This window comes from Acinetobacter sp. GXMZU3951 (assembly GCF_054457875.1).
Genome location: NZ_JBTLFO010000004.1, coordinates 91,280 through 112,401, shown reverse-complemented (window position 1 = coordinate 112,401; position 21,122 = coordinate 91,280). Strand labels below are relative to the sequence as shown.

Below are 21,122 nucleotides of genomic sequence, written 5' to 3'. Positions count from 1 at the left end.
CCTATGGGGTTAAATCCAAAATACGGGCTTGAGCACTATGGCTCACCTTGCGCTGATTCGCCTGTTCCTGTGAAAGCTTCTTTACATCAGCCTCAGAATCTTGCTGCAGCTTGCTGCCGTGTGAATCTTGATCATTTGAAATGTAGAATGGCTCTTCGGCTTCAAATAATTCATCGACCTTTGGGTTTAAAGAGAGAATACGGACTTGATCACCCTGACTCACCATGAGCTGATTGGCCTGATCTTGCGTAAGTTTCACTACTGCAGTTTCAGGATCATGCTGAATCATAAGGCCGCGAAAATCTTGATATCGATCATTTGAAACCAAGTAAGGCTCTGCACCTTCAAAAACTTCAGCGACAATTTCGACTTGTGCTTTAGCACTTTCTTTAATTGAACGTAAGTTTTCGACATCCGCCTCAAGCGTCGCGCCACCATCAAAAATATCGACATAGCCCTGAAAACGTAGTCCTTCACCTACTAATAACTTGTAGGCTGGGTATGTGTTCGGGTGGACTTGTCCAATGACCTTTTGCGCAGCTTCTGGCAACATATCGACATATAGTGGATAACGAGGCATCAGTTCCGCTATAAATGATTTTTGACCCGTACCGCTAAGATAGTCTGCCTTGGTAAATTCAATATCAAAGAATTTATGCCCTAAAGCATCCCAGAACGGTGAATAGCCTTGAGCATCTGAGTAACCACGCATTTCTGCGACAATTCTCTTTTCAAATAAGTTTCTAAATGCTGCTAAATACAAGAAGCGGATTTTAGACAGGAATTTACCATTCTTATCTTTACGATAATCAGGGTCTAAAAACAGCGTACATAATTCACTACAAGTCGTATGATCGTTACTCAAAAACAAGGTTTTATGTGATTTATAAATCCCCAATTCCTTTGAAGAGTGAACTTGTGTCCCGACATGGAAATTGTACCAAGGCTCACTTAACCCTAAAGCCACTTCAATACCACAAAGTCCGATCACTTTATTGATTTTTGTGTCTTCTAGAACAAAGAGGTAAAGTTGATCCCCTTTGTCCACAATCCCTTTAACCGTATCGCAGGCACGTTTAAGTTTAGCGCTCAAAAGTTCCATGTGCGGTTGTAATGACGTTAAACCAAATCCAGCTTTTTCTGCGAGTTTATAAATGTCATGAATGTCATCTTCTCTGACATAACGAATAATCATCATTTATGCGCACTCTTTCAATTCTAATGAAAACTTAGCCAAAGCTAGCTCAAAGCGACGTAAACCTTCATCAATATCTGCAAATGGAATGATCAGTGAAGGCGTGAAGCGAACAATATTTGGACCTGCAACCAGCGCCATTAAACCTTCGTCACCAGCTAAATTCACAATGTTCTTGGCTTGACCTGCATGTTCAGCTTTTAATACACAGCCAATTAACATGCCCTGACCACGAATTTGTTCAAAAAGGTCGTATTTGGCATTGATGGCATTTAGACCTTTCACAAAGTGTTCATGACGTTGCTTAACACCTTCTAAAACTTCAGGAGTATTAATAAAATCAAATACTGCACCAGCTACTGCACATGCCAATGGGTTACCACCATAAGTTGTACCGTGGTCACCAACTACAAATAATTTTCCGTATTTGTCAGTGGTAATCATTGCACCAATTGGGAAACCACCGCCTAATGCTTTAGCTGTTGTTAAAATGTCTGGTGTAACACCCGTGTTCATGTATGCATAAAGTGAACCTGTGCGGCCCACACCTGTTTGAATTTCATCAAAAATCAGTAGAGCACCATGTTCATCACAGAGTTGACGTAAACCTTTTAAAAATTCATGGTCAGCTGGAAGTACACCACCTTCACCTTGAATCGGCTCAATAATGACAGCACAAGTATTTTCGCCAATAACCGCTTTCGCAGCTTCTAAGTCATTGAACCCAACATGTTGAATGCCTGCTGGTAAAGGCGCAAAATCTTGAGAATATTTAGGCTGTCCACCAGCTGACACAGTAAATAAAGTACGACCGTGGAAAGCATTCTTGAATGCTACAATTTGATTTTTTTGCGGGTTACCACTAAGTAAACCGACTTTACGCGCCAGTTTAAGTGCAGCTTCATTGGCTTCTGCACCCGAGTTACAGAAAAATACTTTATCGGCAAACGTGCTTTCGACTAATTTTTTAGCCAAAGCTAAAACTGGTTCATTGGTATAGCCGTTACCAAGATGCCATAGTTTGCTGGCTTGTGCTTTCAACGCTTCTACCGCTACAGGATGTGCATGACCTAGTGCGTTTACTGCAATACCACCGGCAAAATCGATATATTGCTTATCATTTTGATCCCAAATTTGAGAACCTTCACCGCGTACTGGAATAAATTCTGCTGGTGCATAAATTGGAACTAACCATTGATTAAAATCTGCACGTGTTACTGTAGTCGTAGTCATCTTCACTAATCTCCAATATTTTATAAACGTTAAGTCAATTTAACGGCATCCGAACCAGTCGCTGGGAATGCTGGGTTCTGAATGTCATAATTCCTTCCCTAAACAACATAATTCCTAATTGTGGTTAATTTTTCCCACCTCAAATTACAGTCATTTCGATTCTGCAACTTCGCCTGCTGGCCTTAGGTGGTTCGCCCCTCCTTCGTAAAAAAATTCAGGTCTAACCGTACCTATATTATTAAGAATCAAAATGATTAAAAAAATTTGTGTTTTTTTTAAAAATGAATTATTTTTTTCCAAATTGGTAATTGCAGGATGCAAAATGAGTAATATTGATCAAATTATTCTAGGATTGTTGAAAGAAAATGCTCGAATGTCTGTTACTGAATTGGCAGAAAAAATTGGAGTTTCTCGACCAACAATTAAGAGTCGAATCGATTATATGGAGTCTTCAGGTGTAATTTCTGGATACACCATTCGCTATCGTCCAGATGCACAGAAAAATACGATTCGTGCATGGATGAGTATTATGGTTGAAGGTACTAAAGCTAGAGCAGTAATCAGTGAATTAAGAACAATCCCTGCTGTAGAACGTTTGCATAAAACAAATGGCAAGTGGGATATTTTAGTTGAAATTGAAGCTGATACCTTAGAGAATTTTGATAATATCTTACTCGGAATACGTTGTATTTCAGGTATTTATAATAGTGAAACGAATATTTTACTGTCTACATATAAGACTTAAAACTTGATATTAAACTTACAAACCTATGGAGAAAAATTCATAGGTTTGTAAGTAATTTATTGAAAAATATTAAATTATAAGAATATTTTTAAAATATAAACCATATTAAATTAAATGCGCTTAATTAAGCATTTAAAATAATATACTTTTTAACCATTTTTTTATATTTAAACTGGCCATTTAATATTTATTTAGGGAAATTTTTTTAATATTAACGTACTCATAAATGCGACTTTGGTATTAATTATGCTTATATAAAATACAAATGAATATCATCAGTTTATAATTAACAGGTAGTTAAATAACCAATTAATCGCTTAAATTTTGACTATAAAGAGTATAAAAATGATCAATTTGCTCAAATGTTGATTATTTTTCAAACGTTAGCTCTTGTTGCTTTACTCGTTCTAGCCCTTGGGTTGGGATTCGTAAAGACAATGTCAGGCAACTTTAAATCGCATTTTGCTAGATTGTCATCAAGCTTAAAACGAATAAAAGATGAATCCACAACACCCTCGCTCACCACATCGCTTACTTTTCGAAGCACATAAATGACTTTTGTTCATCAAACTCTAGTGAGGACATCCAAATGCGAAAATCTATCTAAATATGTGAATTGATTTTTAGGTGTATAACGAATTGCTAAATTGCTGTTATCACTATAAATTTGATGATGATATCTAAAAAACAAAAGGAGTCTAAACATGGCATTGACTGCACTAGAATTTTATCAAGCCAAATTAAATTATGAGATAGATTCTTGGGATTTGTTTGAAGCTTTAGATCAAGGACAAAAAATTATCGTGGTGGATGGTCGTAGTGCTGAAGCCTATCAACATGAGCACATTCCGAATGCTGTGAATATTCCGCATAGAGAAATTAGCCCAGAATCCTTAGCGCATTTAGATCCATCGGTATTGTATGTCACTTATTGTGATGGCATCGGATGCAATGCTTCAACCAAGACGGCACTTAAAATGGCTCATTTAGGCTTTCAGGTCAGAGAATTAATTGGCGGGCTTGACTGGTGGAAGCGTGATGGCTACCAAACTTCAGGTCAACAAGCACAATCGGGTAAAGTTGTGAATTGTGGTTGTGCAGGTTAATTATTTGATTCCTCTGTTGATAGACTTATTTTTTTGAAGTGATTGCATCTACCTCTCACATTAGAAAAGTGCATAAAGCCATTAAGCATCAAAAACCTAATCTGCTAACTCGCACAATTGGCATATTTTCATCAGCTAGGGATGGCCTGGATGGATTATAAAGCACAAGACAAAATATCGGCTTTTACATCAAAACATGCCATCGGTATGATCACGATTGCGCAATTATTTGGAACTTCCTTATGGTTTAGTGCCAATAGTGCTGCTTTGGATTTAATGCGTGAATGGCAAATTACAGTGGCAGATATTGGCTGGTTGACCAATGCCGTGCAAGCGGGCTTTATTATTGGCACATTTGTCATCGCCTTTAGCGGTTTTGCCGACCGCTTTAAAGCCAGTGTAATTTTTACAGTTGCAGCATTGCTTGGTGCCCTATTTAACTTATGTTTTGCTTGGCTGGCGCATGGCTTAATTGATGGCATGGCGTATCGTTTTGCAGTAGGTGTGTGTTTAGCCGGTATTTATCCAATTGGTATGAAATTAGTGGTGCAGTGGGCACCAAATCGAGCAGGACAAGTCTTAGCCTTATTGGTGGCTATGCTCACTTTAGGTTCAGCCTTGCCACATGCGCTTAACGGCTTTTCTACACAGCTCAACTGGCATTATGTAATTACCTTTTCCTCTTTATTAGCCGCTTTGGCTGCACTGCTTATTTTCCTTTTGGGAGACAACAGCACCATACCCCCGAAAGTATCTAGTAAAAATAAACAAGTATTTCAGGTGTTTAAAGTCACGAAATTTAGAGCATCTGCACTGGGTTATTTTGGGCATATGTGGGAACTTTACGCATTTTGGACCATCCTTCCTGTCTATATTGCCCATACAGGAATTGTTGAACGACTAAATCTAGCTAATCTGGCTTTAACCACTTTTTTCATTATGGCAAGTGGTGCAATAGGCTGTTTAATTGGAGGGGCTTGTGCAAAACGTTATGGCAGTGATCGTGTTGCAATTGCTGCTTTAATGACTTCTGGCTTGAGCTGTTTGGTGTTTGTACTCGGTTGGCGAACTTTACCAGATTGGTTCCTTTTGTTTATTTTCATCTTGTGGGCGGTATCAGTCATTGCCGATTCACCCCAATTTTCTGCCTTGTCCGCAGCGGCATGCCCTCCTGAAAAATTGGGAGCAGGTTTGGCATTACAAAATTCGATTGGCTTTGCCATCACAATTATTTCAATTGCTTTAACCACAGCAGCATTTGATCAAATTGGGCTAGATTCTGCCTGGATTTTACTGATTGGACCTGTGCTAGGAATATTTGGTTTTTATAAAACCCTCAGCAGTAGCAAAGCTTAACTTACTTATTATTGGTCACCATATTTTTGTTATTATTAATTTTGCAACGACTAGAGTGATGCCAACATAATTAAAATAAAAGTACCCGTAATCTTGCTACGGATACTTTTCAAAAAAATTAGTATTTTATGGTATAGCTCAAAGCGAAAGTACGTCCTTCAGCAGGAATTGCCAGTAATGAATTAGCATTCGTGACGGCTGCTTGCTGTGCAAAAACCGTTTTATATTGTTTGCCCCATACATTATAAACGCCAAAGTCAACACGCCCTTTTGCCAGTGGGAAATGTGCCAACACATCCATAGTGGTATAGCCTTTAATTTCCGCAGCACTATTACTATCGCTATATCCTGCTGCCTCCAATTCAAGATCATCTTTATAGGCTTTATTCGTGCCTTGAATTGCCAGCATTTGCGCACGCAAACCGTAACCTTCAGAATTGCTCCACTCCGCAAACAAGGTTCCCTTCATTGGTGAAACCGTAAAGGCATTTAACTCATGCCAATTATCGGCTGCATCTTTGTACTGACCACGTGTATAACCCAAAGTCCCACCCACTTTATAGTTCTCCATAAATGGATAACTCACAGTGGCTTCTGTTCCATAAACCCGTTGGTCGGTATCTACCACATTCACAGATCGGTCAGAGTTAAATTGCACAACTTTGTCTGATGTATTGTAGAACCCAGTTAAACCTATATTTAATCCTGAATCTTGGGCTAAACGCCAACCCAGTTCATAGCTATTCACGGTTATAGGTTCAATGCCTGAAGTTGTTAAAGTATAGGCAGCGACATCACGCAAAACACGTTGTACATCTGGGTAGCTGTAGCCCTGAGAGAAATTGGCATAAATCTGTTGTGCATCTGTCAGTTTGTAAACTGTACCTAAGTTAAACAGGAATTTATCTGAATCTGTCGAATCTGCTGCCATTAAGGTATAAGGCTTACGCGCAGTTAAATAACTGTCAGTATCTGCCTGTACATATTGATAGCGTACTCCTGCCTGAATATTGAGGCGATCCGTTAAAGCGTAATCCCCTTGCACAAAAGTTCCAATATTCTGGATTTCGGTATCAGGGCCTAGACCCTGTGTTTCTCCTGTAGCGGTATAGACCAAACCGTTACTACTTGGCGTATAGTATTCTGCCCATTGATGATCTTTTTCCCAGTCATAGTCCAGACCATAAGTCAGTTGTAACTCACGATCGACTAATCTCAGATCGGACTGTAAAGTTGATCGAATTCCTGCATAGTCCACATTCGACTGGCTTTGTTTGACACTGACACCATCTGCCGAATAACCATATGGGACAAAGCGCGATTTCTCATTTCGATAATAGGCTTCCACATTTAGAATTTGCCCTAAGACGTCTTGATTTTGATACTGGGTATTAAAAGCATAACGTTCGGTAAATGGCTGATTATCTAAGCCCCAACCTTTAACCGCTTTTAACGAAGGGGCGGTTTTGGTTTGTAAATAAGAATAATCAGGACCATATTCGGTATCTTGTTCATCTTTATAATATTGCGTACCAAAACTTAAACTTTGGTTATCCGTCAAATTGAAATTCAGTCGTCCATTTACATCTAGCGTATCGGTATCCATGGTGCTGCCTTGCCACGGGCTTAATGAAATACGATCTCCTCGACCATCAAACTGTGAACCACGGCTGGTATAGTCTACGCCCAGAAAACCATCTACTTTGTCATGGGCAAAAGAAGCGGTCTGTCCAACTTGATAAGCTAAACTATCACTTCGGAAATTATCAGCCGATGTGACCCCTAATTTGGTTTGAAAACTGATAGGTTCGGATTGATCTGCCCGTTTCGTAATAATGTTAATAATTCCGCCCGTAGCGCCAGAACCATAAATACTGGTCGCTCCAGAAACAACTTCAATATGATCAATCATATTCGGGCTAATACTGTTAAGTTGACGTGCTACATCACGAGATCCTGTTTGTGATACACCATCAATCATCACCAGTACATTACGGCCACGCATGGTTTGACCATAGTTACTGCTTGTTCCGCTGCTTGGCGCAAGCGAAGGTACAAGTTGTGCCAAAATATCTGCAACTTTACGACCCGTACCTGCCTGTTGTGCAATTTCATCTGCTGAAATGGTTTGAACCGTTCCCGCAATTTCCGCAATAGTTTTGGGTGTTCGTGTGGCTGTCATCACTAGAGTTGGGAGCTTCGTTTCGATATTTTGTGTTTCAGCCCCTATCACAACAGCATCATTTGCATAAAGTTGGCTGTAAATTGCTGTTGTAAGCAAGCAAAGACTAAAGTGTGACAAGCGCATTCTTATTTATTCCAAGAGTTGTAAATGTTATATCTTGCGAATGATAATCATTATTAATAAATATGTAAAACATTAATTATCTTTGCGTCATTCATGTTCTAATTCAAAAAGTATCGTTGCACGCTATGCATTATCCTTAATTTCATTAAGGAATAACTAAAATGAGCATTAAGCCAACCAATATATAGTGACTATCTTTTGTTAATTATGAGCTGGCTTCCATGTCCATTTAACCTACCTAACTCATGCTAGAATGTAGAGCATCTACTTAATAATAATTGAGGGAAACTCATGATTTATAAATTTACTGCGCAGATGGATTGAACAAATAATGGGTATTTCAATCTTCTGTCTCATTCTCGGATTTATTATTGGTTATTTATTTCGTGATTCTCGTAAAGAGGTACACGCCACAAATACTAAACCCAAGTCCAATACGCGAAATGTTTATTTAAGTTATAACGAACGACAACGAGCCAAGCTTCAACATTACAGTGATGCAGATCGAATTCGAGAGCTGAATTTACTTTCTCCAAATGAAAGTAAATTCATGCGTTTGTTACAACATCAGTTCCTTAATGAACTTTTGATCATTAAAGATCATCGTTTTTATATTGCCGATCAAGATCGATACCCGATTGCAATATTTGAGTATCGTGATGGTTCTAAAGAGCTAAAAGTTCAAGATGTGGAAGATGGTATACCAGTCTTTATTTACAAGGCGATTCTTTCTAGTGAGGCTATTGCTGATGATCACGTGTTCATAAAAAATAGAAGCTCGGCAATTCAGTAGAAAGTTCTCATAATCTAGCAATATACTTGCCTTCCTTGAAATTTAAAGATTATTTTTATCAATTGCTTATGCTGTATTTAAGATTTTAAATCATACCCCAAAATATACAATAAGCTATAAAAATTTAGGCATTTGAATATTGCAAATGCCTATTTATGCAAACCGCTAAGAAATCTAATTTCTTTAAGCTAAACAACAACACTCCAGATTAAGCGTAATGCGATTCCAGCCAATAACACGCCCATAACTTTTTCAAGTACACCATTATATTTGAGGAAACCAGCCCGAATATTCACACGTGTAAAAATCAAACTGACACCAACAAACCATAAAGCATTCACTAAACACATCCAACCACCATAAAAAATTTGGATGCCTAACGGAGTTGCTGTACTCACAATACTCGTAAAAATTGCTAAAAAGAAAATAGTTGCCTTAGGGTTCAATGCATTAGTTAAAAAGCCCATCATGAATGCTTTCAAACTGGTCATTTGTGCTGGGTTAGAAGCTTCACTAAAGTTGAGTTCAATTGGTTTAGATCCCACCTTGAGACAATTCCACCCCAAATAAAGTAAATATGAAGCTCCGATCATTTGGAAAATAATCATAAAACTCTGATTCTGCGAAAGAATAAGCCCCACACCCATGAGGGTATACAACACATGAACGGAAATACCGCAACCTATACCCAGAGCTGTCATACACCCAATTCGATGGCCATATAAGGTACTTTGCCGAACGGTGACAATAAAATCGGGCCCAGGCATAATTACAGCAAGAAAGTGAATCAGTGCTAAGGTCAAAAACTCGTGGTAATAGACATTCATGCGCTATGCTCTGTAGCTAAAGCATAGTGAATCGAAAGTTTTCCTTTCTTTGTTTCACATTGAATAATCTCAATTTCACCTATTTCTGAGAGCGATTGAACATGCGTTCCACCACATGGATAACTAGACAGATGACCAAATGCAATTTCACGAAAGCCATTTTCATGCATGGTAATTTTTGCAGGTAAATCTTGATCAATGTACTGTTGTAACAGGCTTTGTAAAACAATTTGATCCACAGCTTGGCTGTTTTCAGTGGCTTTAAATTGTACTTTTGCATCATTTGGCCAGTGTTGTGCCTTAACGGGCTGCCAACCGAAAGTCTCAACAAGATGCCCTATTAAATGCCCTGCACTATGTAGCCGACTGTGAAAATGTCGCTGCGCGTCATCCACCTTTGCATAGGCTTGTCCAAGTGCAACTGCCTGTTTACACAGATGAATAATGTTGCCCTCTTCATATGTAACATGCAGCACTTCGCTTGCTGCAATTCTCCCCACATCACTGGGCTGCCCGCCTCCTTGCGGATGAAAAGGGGTTTGATTCAATATCACTTTGAAATAATTATTCTCACAGGGCTCACAAGCCAAAACTTCGACGTTATGTTCGCTAATTCCAAATAAATAAAGACTTTTTTCCATAGTTAATAGCCAATTTCTTCACATGAAAAAATTCTATAACTTTGTCTGTAGCGTGATAATCTAGCAAAAAATCAAATAACTTTTGCCCCATGAGCACAAATCAAAATATTCACTTACTCAATGAAATGGCAACATTTGTCAAAGTCGTAGAAACCCGTAGTTTCTCCGAGACTGCTCGCCAGATGGGTACAACCCCTTCTGCAATCAGCCGTGCAATATCACGCCTCGAAAAAGCATTGGGTACAAGATTGCTGCAAAGAACGACCCGAAATTTACGTTTAAGTGAAAGTGGACATGCGGTTTATGAGCGTTGTCTAGACATGGTAAATGCGGCTCAGGCGGTCATGGAAAGCTCAGAAAAGTTTCATTCCGAGCCACAAGGGCAAATACGGATGAGTGTACCTAAAGCGGTTGGACATTATTTAATTCATCCGCACTTACCTGAATTTCTCAGACTATATCCAAAAATCGACATTCAACTTCTATTAGAAGATCGATATATAGATTTGATTGAGGATGAAGTTGATCTTGCCATTCGCATTACCGAACAGCCTCACAATGGCTTAATGGGGCGAAAATTAATCGAAATTGATCATGTGATCTGTGCATCCCCTGCCTATTTGGCACAACGAGGCATCCCCCAACACCCGCAAGATTTAAAAGACCATGACTGTGTCTATTTAGGCGAGCAAGCCATTGATTCAAAATGGAAATTTCAAAAAGGCAGTAAAAATATAACGGTTCATGTAAAAGGACGCTATGCAGCCAATCATACGGGAGTTCGTCTAGACGCGGCATTACAACATATGGGCATTGCGAGTTTGCCCTATTTTGTTGCCAATCAAGCCCTTCAAAGCAAAACCTTGATTCAGGTCTTACCAGATTGGTATTTCAAAACGTATTATAGTGGCGGAGCATGGTTACTTTACCCTGCAACCAAACACTTACCTCCAAAAATGAAAGTATTGATTCAATTTTTAGCGGATAAGCTAGCCACGGCTCCGATATTGTTAAGACCAGATACATAAATGGATTTTCAAGCCCATTCGAGATCAGGATGAAAAATCCTGTCAATCGTGAAAATCCAAGTACAATACAGCTTAAATTCTGCACACAATTTGAGTAAAAAATAGTTTAAAAGGCAATAAATAAATAGATTAAAAAATGATTAATCTTTTATTTATACAATGCCTTTTTATTTTATTGGATTAAGGTATTCCAAATATAATCCATACGCTGAGAGTAAATTACTTTACTTCGAATAATATAAACATCTTGGAAAAAATGATAATTATCTAAGACGCGTAATTTATTTTCCGAAATTTCCTCTTCAATTAAAAGTTTCGGTAGCCAAGCGATGCCTAGTCCTTGTAAAACCAAAGCTTTTAAGTCACCGGCATTATCAGTTTCATAAAGAATACGATAGTCGAGTTTATTTTCAATTTCACGATCAACACATTTTCTTAAATATGCTTGTTTACTATAAGACAATAAAGGGAAGTGTTGATCTAAACTATATTTCTCGTGTTTTTCTCGCGCTGAAGCCACGGGAAGTACTTCCATTTTCACAATTTTATGAAATGCAAAAATTGCATGGTCTAATTGTTTTAAAGTTTCTTCATCACAATAGCAAATTAAGAAATCACATGAACCTTCCTTTAATAATCGCATGCCTTGCTTCATGTTTGCAGCGATAATTTCAAGTTGAAGATCTTTAATATCTGTATATAAATTGTGAATGAAGGTGGGAAAAAATTGAGTGATTAGCGAGTGTGAAACGGCAAACTTGATGGAGAGCTCATTGTTCTTAATGTTCTTTTCCAAGTATTTAATGGTTGTATCTAACTGATTTTGTATGTTTTTTGCAGAAGATAGCAAGATTTGTCCTGCATCAGTAAAGTCTACATTTTTACTGTAACGCTTTAAAATTTGGAAGCCTAATGCATCTTCAATGGCTTGAATTCTGCGGGTAAAGGCAGATTGAGTCACATGTCTGAGTTCTGCTGCTTTTGAAATAGACTTTTCTTGTTCAAGCGCAAGTAAGTCTTCAATCCAGCGAATTTCCAATGACATTGAATTTGTCCGTAAATTGATCGTTACTAATAATTATACAGTGTTATGCAAAAAATGCATGGATAAATATTTTTTTACATTAGTCAGGTCGGGGGTAGTCGCTCTAAGATAAAATTAATCCCGCTATAGAGCTTTTCTCAATGAACATTGAAATTAAATCACGGACTGAAAAAGATTTGCTAGGCTTTAAGGAAGTGCCATTCCATTGTTATTACGGCGTACAAACCCTAAGAGCATTAGAAAATTTCAATTTAAGCCCGAATAAGTTAAGCCATTTTCCTATTTTTATTAAAGCACTTGCGATGGTTAAATCGGCATGTGCTGTTGCAAACTTCAAACTCAACAAACTTGAAGAAAATAAATACAATGCGATTCAGTTTGCTTGCCAACAATTGATGAATGATTTGTATCATGATCAATTCCCAATTGATATGATTCAAGGTGGTGCTGGTACTTCAACCAATATGAATGCGAACGAAGTAATCGCAAATATTGGTTTGGAATCTATGGGCCATTTAAAAGGTGAATATAAATATTTACATCCAAACAATGATGTAAATATGTCACAGTCAACCAATGATGTATACCCTACTGCAATTAAAGTCGGTCTATTGTTTTCTTTAGATCAACTTAACACACCGTTCCAAAACCTAATTGACAGTTTCCGCGCAAAATCTGAAGAATTTTCGCATATTCTGAAAATGGGTCGTACGCAATTGCAAGACGCTGTACCAATGACTTTAGGTCAAGAATTTGGTGCATTTGCAAATACTTTGCAAAATGACTTAAACATGTTGAACCGCATTATGCCGAGCGCATTAAGTGTGGTGAACTTGGCGGGTACAGCGATCGGTACAGGTATCAACACTGAAGTTGAATACCGTTTACATGCTATCGAAGCTTTATCGCAAATTACGCAAAAGAATATCTCTAGTTCTCCTGACTTAATTGAAGCAACTTCAGATATGGGTGATTTCGTTTTATTGTCTGGTTTCTTAAAGCGTACAGCGACGAAACTTGCAAAAATTTCAAATGACTTACGTTTGTTGTCAAGTGGTCCACGTGCAGGTTTAAATGAAATTCATTTAGAACCACGTCAGCCTGGTAGTTCAATCATGCCGGGTAAAGTAAACCCTGTAATTCCAGAAGCAATGAACTTGGCATGTTACCAAATTATTGCAAATGACTTGGCAATTACCCTTTCTGCTGAAGCGGGTCAATTGCAGTTAAATGCAATGGAACCTTTAATTGCATTCAAATTATTTGAATCCATTGATTTACTAGGTAAAGCAATGCGTATGTTCCAGCAAAAATGTATCGAAAACATCCGTGCTAATGCTGAACATTGCCAACACTTAGTCGATAACTCGATTGGTATTATTACTGTGTTGAATCCATACCTTGGTTATGAAACAACTACGCGTATTGCCAAAGAAGCCAATGAATCTGGTCAAAGTATCCTTGCTTTAATTAAGGCTGAAAACTTACTTTCAGAAGAAGTTTTAGCAGAAGTGCTTTCTGTACAAAACATGGTTCACCCTAAACAATCATCTTAATCGATTGATTTTTAGGTCAAAATAAATAAAAAAGGAACTTAGCCCATAAGTTCCTTTTTTACGTTATTACAAGAAAAATAAGCAAAGATTTGAAAAACATGGCTATTTTTTATTATCATGACCCTTCTTCAATTTTATGATGAGTGTTATTTAAGATTTTTTCTGTTTGCTGTTTTTCTTTCATTTCTTTATTTCTTCTAGATTTTATTCAATAAAATCATTGATGTAATCCATAATTATTTTTTTACATCATCTTGTCTTAAAGCTATACCGAAGCCTTTGCATCAGTTTTTCTACAACACTCATATTGTTGACATATTTCATTTTTAATCTTGTTGAGGAAACTTACATGCTTAAAAAATATGCGGCTCTAACGAGTTTACCTATTTTCTTTTTTTACCCAAATACCACATTTGCCGAAGATGCCCATTTTCAGTTTTCTGGCGTTGCGAATAGCAATTATCAATATAAAGACTATGTTGAAACTGAAAAAAGTAAATTAAATTTCAATGATGTGACCTTATCTTTCGCTTATCAGCGCGATAATTGGGGCGGACTCGTCACCGCGCGTTGTTATCAATTTGATGAATTATGCGATTTTTCTGTGCTGTCAGATGCTTATTTCACTTATCAGTTTAACCCGAATCAACTGCTAAGCGTCGGGTTACAGCCCATACCTTTTGGGGTGGATACCTATTGGGATGCCAGTTATTACGAAAGTATGATGTATACCTTAGGTATGCAAGATACACATAACCTTGGTTTTCGTTATGACCAGCAAACTAAGCAGCACCAGTGGAGTATTGGCTACTTCCCTACAGATGGCGGCCATCATATCGGCTCTAGTAAAGATGCAGCACGCTATAGTGCAAACTTGATCAAGGGCGATCAGCCTGACACCACGCGTATTCAAGAGCAACATATGTTGTTCGGAAAATATAGCTATCACGATCAATATGCGGGTTTAGATTATAAAGTTGGAACTTCGGTCTGGTATTCCTTATTAGACAACCAGAATACGCACAAAACTGGTTCACGCTTTAATAGTAATGTCTTTGCCAAGAGCCAAAAGAACCAGCTGGATACAACGCTAACCTTTGGCTATCAAGACATTAACAATGGGCAAGCTGATTTAAATTACTCTACCCTAGGCTCTTTTGACACCGAATATAACTTGGCCAATCAAGCTTATTACTATGTTGCAGACATTGGATATAAATTTCCAGATCGCATGCAAAACTTAACTGGCTTTCGTCCTTATCTAGTCTTGAGCGGTTTAATTAAAAAAGACAAACTGCCAAACTCGTATCGAAATATCGCTGGTCTCCAGTTTGACTATAAACAGTTACGTATCAATGCGGAATATATGTTTGCGAAAAATGATGCTTTCATTGGTGGGGATATGAATGCTTTTGCGGACTCTAAAGATACGGAGTGGAAACAAATGCTGAATGTTAATTTTGCTTTTAATTTCTAGAAGCTTGGCTATATAAATTGATGTCTAAGGGCTTATTCAGCAATATTATTTACTGCTGAATAAGCCTGTTACTAAAATCCTAGCGATCACAAATTGATTGCTTTAAATAGCAATTACACAGCTAAACTAGTGGATGCTATAAAAACCTGACAATTAAAAATGCTGATCTCATCGCTACACTGTTCATTTTTTACCTGAGCTACAGCATTTGTATATGAAATCATCATATACAACAGCGGAACAATTCAGTGACCCACTGAGTCTAGTGATGAAATTTTTCTAATATTTTCCTCATCTTTTATTGAAACAAAGAAGTTTTATGAAACCTTATTTTTAGGTATCAATTTGGCCGAGAATAAAAACAATGATGTAAGAAAATGTATTTAAAATAAATTGATTTTTAAATTCAGATATTTATTTTAATTTAAATTTGAGTATTGAAATATCTTCTTATTGTTTTTTTGCTATATTGAAAACTGAGAATAATTGATTCACTTGTTTAAGCGCATTCGAATGAAAGTCTATACATAATAAGGAAGATAATGATGAGTAAAGAAAATGGAAAAGTTACGTGTGAAATTCAAGGGCATCTTGTCTTGATTGGTTTAGACCGTGTGGGGAAAAGAAATGCCTTCGATAGCCACATGATTTTAGCGTTGTCGCAAGCCCTAACCGACTATGAAGCCAATGCGAACTTGCGTTGTGCCGTAATTTTTGCCCATGGCGAGCACTTTACCGCAGGGTTAGACCTACTTGAACTCCAAGATAAACTCACACAAGGCATTTTTAATTTTGCTCAGGATCAAATTGATCCATGGGGAATTAGCGGTAAACCGCGTAGTAAACCGGTGGTGGTTGCTGTGCAAGGCACATGCTTTACCGCAGGCATCGAATTGATGCTAAATGCAGATGTGGTGATTGCCAGTGAAGACTGTAAATTTGCGCAAATGGAAGTTTTACGTGGCATTATGCCCTTTGGCGGTGCTACAGTACGCTTTATACAAGCCGCGGGCTGGCAAAAAGCAATGCCCTATTTGCTTACAGGAAAAAGTTTTACCACCAGTACCGCCCTAGAATTAAAACTCATATCCGAAAGTGTCGCTCGGGGCAAACAATTAACCCGCGCCATTCAAATTGCTGAAGAAATTTGTGCTGCTGCGCCTTTAGCAGTGCAAGCTTTAATTCAATCAGCCATTGAGGCAAACTTAAAAGGATCAGCCTTTGCTTTACAAAATCTAGTCAACTATTTGCCCAAATTATTCCAATCCGAAGATGCACATGAAGGTGTCATGGCAATGGTTGAAAAAAGAAAACCCGAGTTTAAAGGGAAATAACATAAAAACTTAAATGAAAAATCGAAAGGAATATCGATGCCAACACAAAATTTGCAGTCTACTGCTCATAAACGGTTCATTCAACATATCCATTTTCCATCACAACAAGATGCTTACCCCCTGCATGGCTTACTTTACAGTCCGCAAACCACACTGCCCAAAGCCAATGTGGTGATTGCCAGTGCAACAGGCGTTCCACAAGAATTTTATCGACGTTTTGCTGAATATCTGACTTTTTCGGGGTATCAGGTCTTAAGTTTCGATTATCGAGGTATCGGGCGTTCTTCTCCTGAACATCTCAATGGTTTTAATATGGATTATCTAGATTGGGGACGTTCTGATTTGGCAGGAGCTATTGATTACCTAAGCCAACAAGACCTTCCGTTATTTATGATTGGACATTCTTATGGTGGACAGGCCTTGGGCATGTTAAGCAATCATGATCAGATTAGCGCCTGTTATAGTTTCGGCACAGGATTAAGTTGGTCTGGTTACATGCCACTCAAAGCCAGATTAAAAATGCAAATTCTACAAAATCTGGTCTTTCCACCAATTGCCAAGCGTTATGGTTTTATGCCTTGGAGTAAATTTAACATGGGGACAGATTTACCCTTAAATGTCTATTTGCAGTGGGCTGAATGGAGTAAAAATAAAGAATACTTTTTTGCGGATCCCTTGTTAAAAGAGTTACTAACACAGTTCGCTCAAGTCCGAACCCCGATTATTGCAGCAACCTCGATTGATGATGAATGGGCCTCGCCCAAGTCGAGAAATGCTTTTATGAAATATTATCCTCAGGCAACAATCCAATATCATGATTTAATACCGCGGCAGTTGGGTATGACCAAGATTGGGCATATGGGCTATTTTAAAAAGGATGCCAAGCAAATCTGGGATCATGTTATTGAAAATTTTGATGAAATTTTGCAGAAAAAGATGGCGTAGTCTTACATGCAGCTGAACAGCTCATCGATTTAAGAAAAACCTTAAATTTTATCTAAATTATGACAGACAGCATCATGGATGCTTGATCTGTTATAGTTTTTTAGCATGGATGTGTATCTACCTGAGTAGCTTTAGTCTGAGCATAATCATGACAGAATAGAACAGAGTGAGTTTTGTGATGAATGATGATCAAGCTTCTAAAAAACCAGAAAAGTATGCGGACAGCTCCATTTCTGACAAAGCTTTTAAACGTATGATTTTATGGTTTTTCTTATACTGTGCTTTTTTCTGTATCTGCGTCATATTTGTAGTAAATGCAGACTCGGCATTTATGCGCTAGTTTTATAAAACTCGGCATTACATATCGCATCGGTTAGGGCGTCATTTTAACTGATGCTTATGTATTTGCATAAGCCGCTTAAAAAGCGTAGCTATACATCTCAAACAACTTACAATCATCTGCAACAACTTATTAAAAAGCGGCATCTTCTAACCCAACAAAAAAGCTGTCTTTGCCTAGTCCAGCATAGCCGTCTGGTTTAAGTTTAATGACGATCATGAATGCCCAGTATTCCAAAATCAAAGCACTTAAATTTTTCGTGAGCCCAATCTACCATTCCAGCAATCCCAAAAAAAGCTGACTTCAATCAGCCACTACGTTGAAATTAAGGCTTTTGCTTTGAGGTCATTGCAATCAATTCTCCCCAGCCACTAAACATGATGTATTAAATACACGTATTGTGTAACGCTTTACCATACAAGGGATAGCAGCCATATTAGATGACATTGTCATTACATTAAATTATTAAGATATACGACCTGTCATTACAATTTATCGCACAATGAGCAGAGCATCTGCTGCAGCAGTCAACCCTCTTTTAGAGCATGGTAAGCCGTCGACCTCTGGGACTTGTATCACTACGATTCAAAAATGTTCTGATTAGTTAGGGGTATGAATTAAGTGCTATGAACTCATCTTCTGGCTCCTATCCCATTAGAGTATGCAAGTACCTGCTTTAATCCGAATTGATTTTAAGGCCAAACTGGCATGACTTTGCTAAGCAACTTTAATCGGCTTCAGCCAACTCAAGCACATTTATCATATGACTTGTCGAACTAGCCTTTAATCAACAAAAAAAGGATGGCAAAGCATCCTTTAATTTTAATGGTTCAAATTATTCAATCAATTTAGCGAGCTAAAATTTCATGGCACATCTGGCGTAACCATTGATGGCTCGTTTTGTGGTGACATGACATATGCCAGAATTGCTTTACGCTATAAGTTGGGAATGAAATGGGGGCATTAAAAATTTGCAAATTGCCACGCGACAATAACACTTCGCTTAAATAATACGGTACCGTTGCAATGGCATCTGACTCTTGCACCACCAAACCGACCCCTAAATAACTCGGCAGACGCATAATGATGTCACGTTTTAAATCTAACTTCAAAAGTTCATTTTCAATATGGTAATGCCCAATACCCGCATCAATATCAATATGAGATTCAGCTAAATACTGCTCAATACTTAAATGATTTGGGGTCAAGCGTGGGTGATTCTTTGCGGCTATGACCACATAGTATTGTTCAAATAGCAGTTGTTGATAAAAGCCATTTTCCATATGCGGCAAAAAACCAATCGCAAGATCAATTTCACCATTTGCCATTTGATAACTGGTTTCAGACGTAATTGGGCGTACATTGAGTCTGACATGCGGTGCATGCTGTTTTAGATACTGCGATATTTTTGGCAACAGCACCAAATGAGAGACATCAGTCATCGCAATGTTAAATTGCTGATGAGAATTCATTTCGTCAAAATCAATGGTGAAATTATTAATTAATTCAATACGATTTAAAGCTTCACTCACCAAAGGAAATAGCTGCTTGGAGAGTTCCGTCGGCATCATTTCATTGCCAATGCGTAAAAACAGTGGATCGTTATAATGTTGTCGGATTTTATTTAGGCTATTACTGACTGCTGGTTGGCTCATACAAAGTTGTTCTGCCGCAACCGATACACTTTTAAATTTATATACGTAGAAAAAAATGCTAAGTAGTTTACAGTCGAGTTCGAACACTAAATTAAAAATCCTGATATTTTTACCATAGGGTTATATCATCGCGCTTTTTCAAATGTACGCCAATATCTAATTCTATCTTTTTGGTTGATTGTATGTATTTTCTAAAGGGTTTGGTCTATTAATTGTCCTGCCTGCATGCAAAATATTTTGGCATTTAAACTTTCCAACTCCTCAATATGATGCGTCACATAAATCATGGGCAATACCAAATCATGTTTGATGCGATCAAAAAAAGGGAGAATCTGTTGTTTCAGTTGCGGGTCTAAGCCAGTAAGTGGTTCATCTAAAAGTAATAAATCAGGCGATGCCAATAACGCCCGACCTAAGCAGACGCGTTGTGCTTCACCTCCTGAAAGTTGATGGGCTTTACGTAAAATCAGTGTATCTAGTTCTAATAATTTTACGATGTGTTCATAACTAAATTTGGTGTGTGGTGTATTTTTAAGTTTTTCTGCGTATTTTAAATTTTGCTGTACATTTAAATGCGGGAACAATAAGGCTTGCTGAAATACTAACGCAATCCGTCGCTGGTGGGTTGGCAGCATAATCTTCTGCTCGGCATCGAATAATATGCGCTCATTGAGCTGAATAAAACCAGCTTGTGGCTGAAGCAGCCCTGCCAAATTTTTTAAAAATGTACTTTTACCACTTCCTGAAACACCAACAATACCCAGAATACTCTCTGACATCTGCAATTGAATATGTTGCTTGAAATGACCCTGCTGAAAATGGAAGTCACAGTTCAACATGCTTTAACCTCCAAGTCGCTTTTGGTATTTCTGTAAAATCATATGGTTAGCAATTAATGCAGCAAAGGCCAACAGCATGGATAGCCCCACCAAACGCATCGCCATGTCTTCCCCATTCGGTTGTTGTAAAAAAGAATAAATAGCAATCGGAATGGTTCGGGTTTCATCAGGTATATTGCCGACAAAGGTAATGGTTGCGCCAAACTCGCCAAGGCTGCGACTAAAACATAAAATACTGCCAATAATGATGCCGGGAATCGCTAAAGGTAGACTAACGCTCCAAAATGCCCAAATGGGACTCGCACCTAAGGTCGCAGCGACCTGTTCCAGTTGCTGGTTAATGAGTTGAAATGACAGACGAATGGGTTGCACCATTAAGGGAAATGCGACAATCATTGACGCGAGTACAGCCCCCTTCCAATTAAAAGCCACCTGTATGCCAAGCTCATTTAAAGAACGCCCAATCCAGCCTTGCTGACCAAACAGCAGCAAAAGCAAATAGCCCAAAACCACGGGAGGCAAAACCATCGGCATTTGTAACAACGCCTCAAGCACATATTTAAACCGAAACTCATAACGTGCAAGGAGCCATGCCAATGCAATTGCGAATGGCAGACTCAGGAATGTGGCGAACAAAGCCACTTTAGCCGAGAGATATAAAGCACTGAGTTCTTCTGGACTTAACATAGCATTGTCCTA

Annotated in this window: 18 protein-coding genes; 9 read left to right on the top strand and 9 right to left on the bottom strand. The window is 38.2% G+C overall.

The window, feature by feature from the left end; translation table 11 throughout:
* Position 1: 1 nt before the first annotated feature.
* Positions 2-1,198, bottom strand: coding sequence for an arginine N-succinyltransferase (gene astA, locus ACX17N_RS08325; RefSeq protein ID WP_458892102.1), 1,197 nt, complete (start codon positions 1,196-1,198; stop codon positions 2-4).
* Entirely contained in the window at positions 1,199-2,428 is a 1,230-nt protein-coding gene (locus ACX17N_RS08320; RefSeq protein ID WP_458892101.1) for a bifunctional succinylornithine transaminase/acetylornithine transaminase, read from the bottom strand.
* 322 nt (positions 2,429-2,750) lie between these two features.
* Here ACX17N_RS08320 and ACX17N_RS08315 point away from each other — a divergent pair, with 322 nt between their 5' ends.
* The 3 genes from ACX17N_RS08315 to ACX17N_RS08305 all read left to right on the top strand — a co-directional run bounded on the left by ACX17N_RS08315 (position 2,751) and on the right by ACX17N_RS08305 (position 5,635).
* Complete coding sequence (locus tag ACX17N_RS08315; protein ID WP_458892238.1) at positions 2,751-3,173, top strand: Lrp/AsnC family transcriptional regulator; 423 nt, start codon at positions 2,751-2,753, stop codon at positions 3,171-3,173.
* Positions 3,174-3,877: 704 nt separating this feature from the next.
* The gene (locus ACX17N_RS08310) at positions 3,878-4,279 is read left to right on the top strand and encodes a rhodanese-like domain-containing protein (RefSeq protein WP_458892100.1); all 402 of its coding nucleotides are present in this window, start codon (positions 3,878-3,880) and stop codon (positions 4,277-4,279) included.
* Between the two features lie 150 nt (positions 4,280-4,429).
* The gene (locus ACX17N_RS08305) at positions 4,430-5,635 is read left to right on the top strand and encodes an MFS transporter (protein WP_458892099.1); all 1,206 of its coding nucleotides are present in this window, start codon (positions 4,430-4,432) and stop codon (positions 5,633-5,635) included.
* 118 nt (positions 5,636-5,753) lie between these two features.
* On the opposite strand, the gene ACX17N_RS08300 is transcribed toward ACX17N_RS08305, so the two are convergent.
* Positions 5,754-7,943 carry a TonB-dependent receptor gene (locus tag ACX17N_RS08300; protein ID WP_458892098.1) on the bottom strand — a complete coding sequence of 730 codons (2,190 nt, stop codon included), beginning with the start codon at positions 7,941-7,943 and terminating at the stop codon, positions 5,754-5,756.
* A 331-nt stretch (positions 7,944-8,274) separates the two neighbouring features.
* Between ACX17N_RS08300 and ACX17N_RS08295 the strand changes: the two genes are divergently transcribed.
* Positions 8,275-8,736, top strand: a complete 462-nt coding sequence (locus ACX17N_RS08295; protein ID WP_458892097.1) for a hypothetical protein — start codon at positions 8,275-8,277, stop codon at positions 8,734-8,736.
* A 188-nt stretch (positions 8,737-8,924) separates the two neighbouring features.
* Here ACX17N_RS08295 and ACX17N_RS08290 read toward each other — a convergent pair whose 3' ends face one another.
* Both ACX17N_RS08290 and ACX17N_RS08285 read right to left on the bottom strand, forming a co-directional pair.
* Positions 8,925-9,563, bottom strand: coding sequence for a LysE family translocator (locus tag ACX17N_RS08290; protein WP_458892096.1), 639 nt, complete (start codon positions 9,561-9,563; stop codon positions 8,925-8,927).
* Positions 9,560-10,204: an alanyl-tRNA editing protein gene (locus ACX17N_RS08285; protein WP_458892095.1), complete on the bottom strand. Its 645-nt coding sequence runs from the start codon at positions 10,202-10,204 to the stop codon at positions 9,560-9,562. Before ACX17N_RS08285 ends, ACX17N_RS08290 begins: the two co-directional genes overlap by 4 nt.
* Positions 10,205-10,293: 89 nt before the next feature.
* Between ACX17N_RS08285 and ACX17N_RS08280 the strand changes: the two genes are divergently transcribed.
* Positions 10,294-11,232, top strand: coding sequence for a LysR family transcriptional regulator (locus ACX17N_RS08280; protein ID WP_458892093.1), 939 nt, complete (start codon positions 10,294-10,296; stop codon positions 11,230-11,232).
* A gap of 172 nt (positions 11,233-11,404) precedes the next feature.
* On the opposite strand, the gene ACX17N_RS08275 is transcribed toward ACX17N_RS08280, so the two are convergent.
* A complete protein-coding gene (locus ACX17N_RS08275; RefSeq protein ID WP_458892091.1) occupies positions 11,405-12,277 on the bottom strand; it encodes a LysR substrate-binding domain-containing protein in 873 nt (290 codons plus the stop codon).
* Between the two features lie 140 nt (positions 12,278-12,417).
* Here ACX17N_RS08275 and ACX17N_RS08270 point away from each other — a divergent pair, with 140 nt between their 5' ends.
* From ACX17N_RS08270 to ACX17N_RS08255, 4 genes are all read left to right on the top strand, one after another.
* Positions 12,418-13,833 carry an aspartate ammonia-lyase gene (locus ACX17N_RS08270; protein WP_458892089.1) on the top strand — a complete coding sequence of 472 codons (1,416 nt, stop codon included), beginning with the start codon at positions 12,418-12,420 and terminating at the stop codon, positions 13,831-13,833.
* Between the two features lie 349 nt (positions 13,834-14,182).
* Positions 14,183-15,310, top strand: a complete 1,128-nt coding sequence (locus ACX17N_RS08265) for a porin (protein WP_458892088.1) — start codon at positions 14,183-14,185, stop codon at positions 15,308-15,310.
* Positions 15,311-15,855: 545 nt separating this feature from the next.
* Positions 15,856-16,644, top strand: coding sequence for a crotonase/enoyl-CoA hydratase family protein (locus tag ACX17N_RS08260; protein ID WP_458892087.1), 789 nt, complete (start codon positions 15,856-15,858; stop codon positions 16,642-16,644).
* Positions 16,645-16,680: 36 nt separating this feature from the next.
* Positions 16,681-17,589 (top strand): alpha/beta hydrolase family protein, encoded by a 909-nt coding sequence (locus ACX17N_RS08255; RefSeq protein ID WP_458892086.1) that lies wholly within the window; start codon positions 16,681-16,683, stop codon positions 17,587-17,589.
* A 1,188-nt stretch (positions 17,590-18,777) separates the two neighbouring features.
* On the opposite strand, the gene ACX17N_RS08250 is transcribed toward ACX17N_RS08255, so the two are convergent.
* From ACX17N_RS08250 to modB, 3 genes are all read right to left on the bottom strand, one after another.
* Complete coding sequence (locus ACX17N_RS08250; protein ID WP_458892085.1) at positions 18,778-19,671, bottom strand: LysR substrate-binding domain-containing protein; 894 nt, start codon at positions 19,669-19,671, stop codon at positions 18,778-18,780.
* A gap of 104 nt (positions 19,672-19,775) precedes the next feature.
* Positions 19,776-20,423 (bottom strand): ATP-binding cassette domain-containing protein, encoded by a 648-nt coding sequence (locus ACX17N_RS08245; RefSeq protein WP_458892084.1) that lies wholly within the window; start codon positions 20,421-20,423, stop codon positions 19,776-19,778.
* 3 nt (positions 20,424-20,426) lie between these two features.
* Positions 20,427-21,110: a molybdate ABC transporter permease subunit gene (modB, locus tag ACX17N_RS08240; RefSeq protein WP_458892083.1), complete on the bottom strand. Its 684-nt coding sequence runs from the start codon at positions 21,108-21,110 to the stop codon at positions 20,427-20,429.
* Positions 21,111-21,122 lie beyond the last annotated feature (12 nt).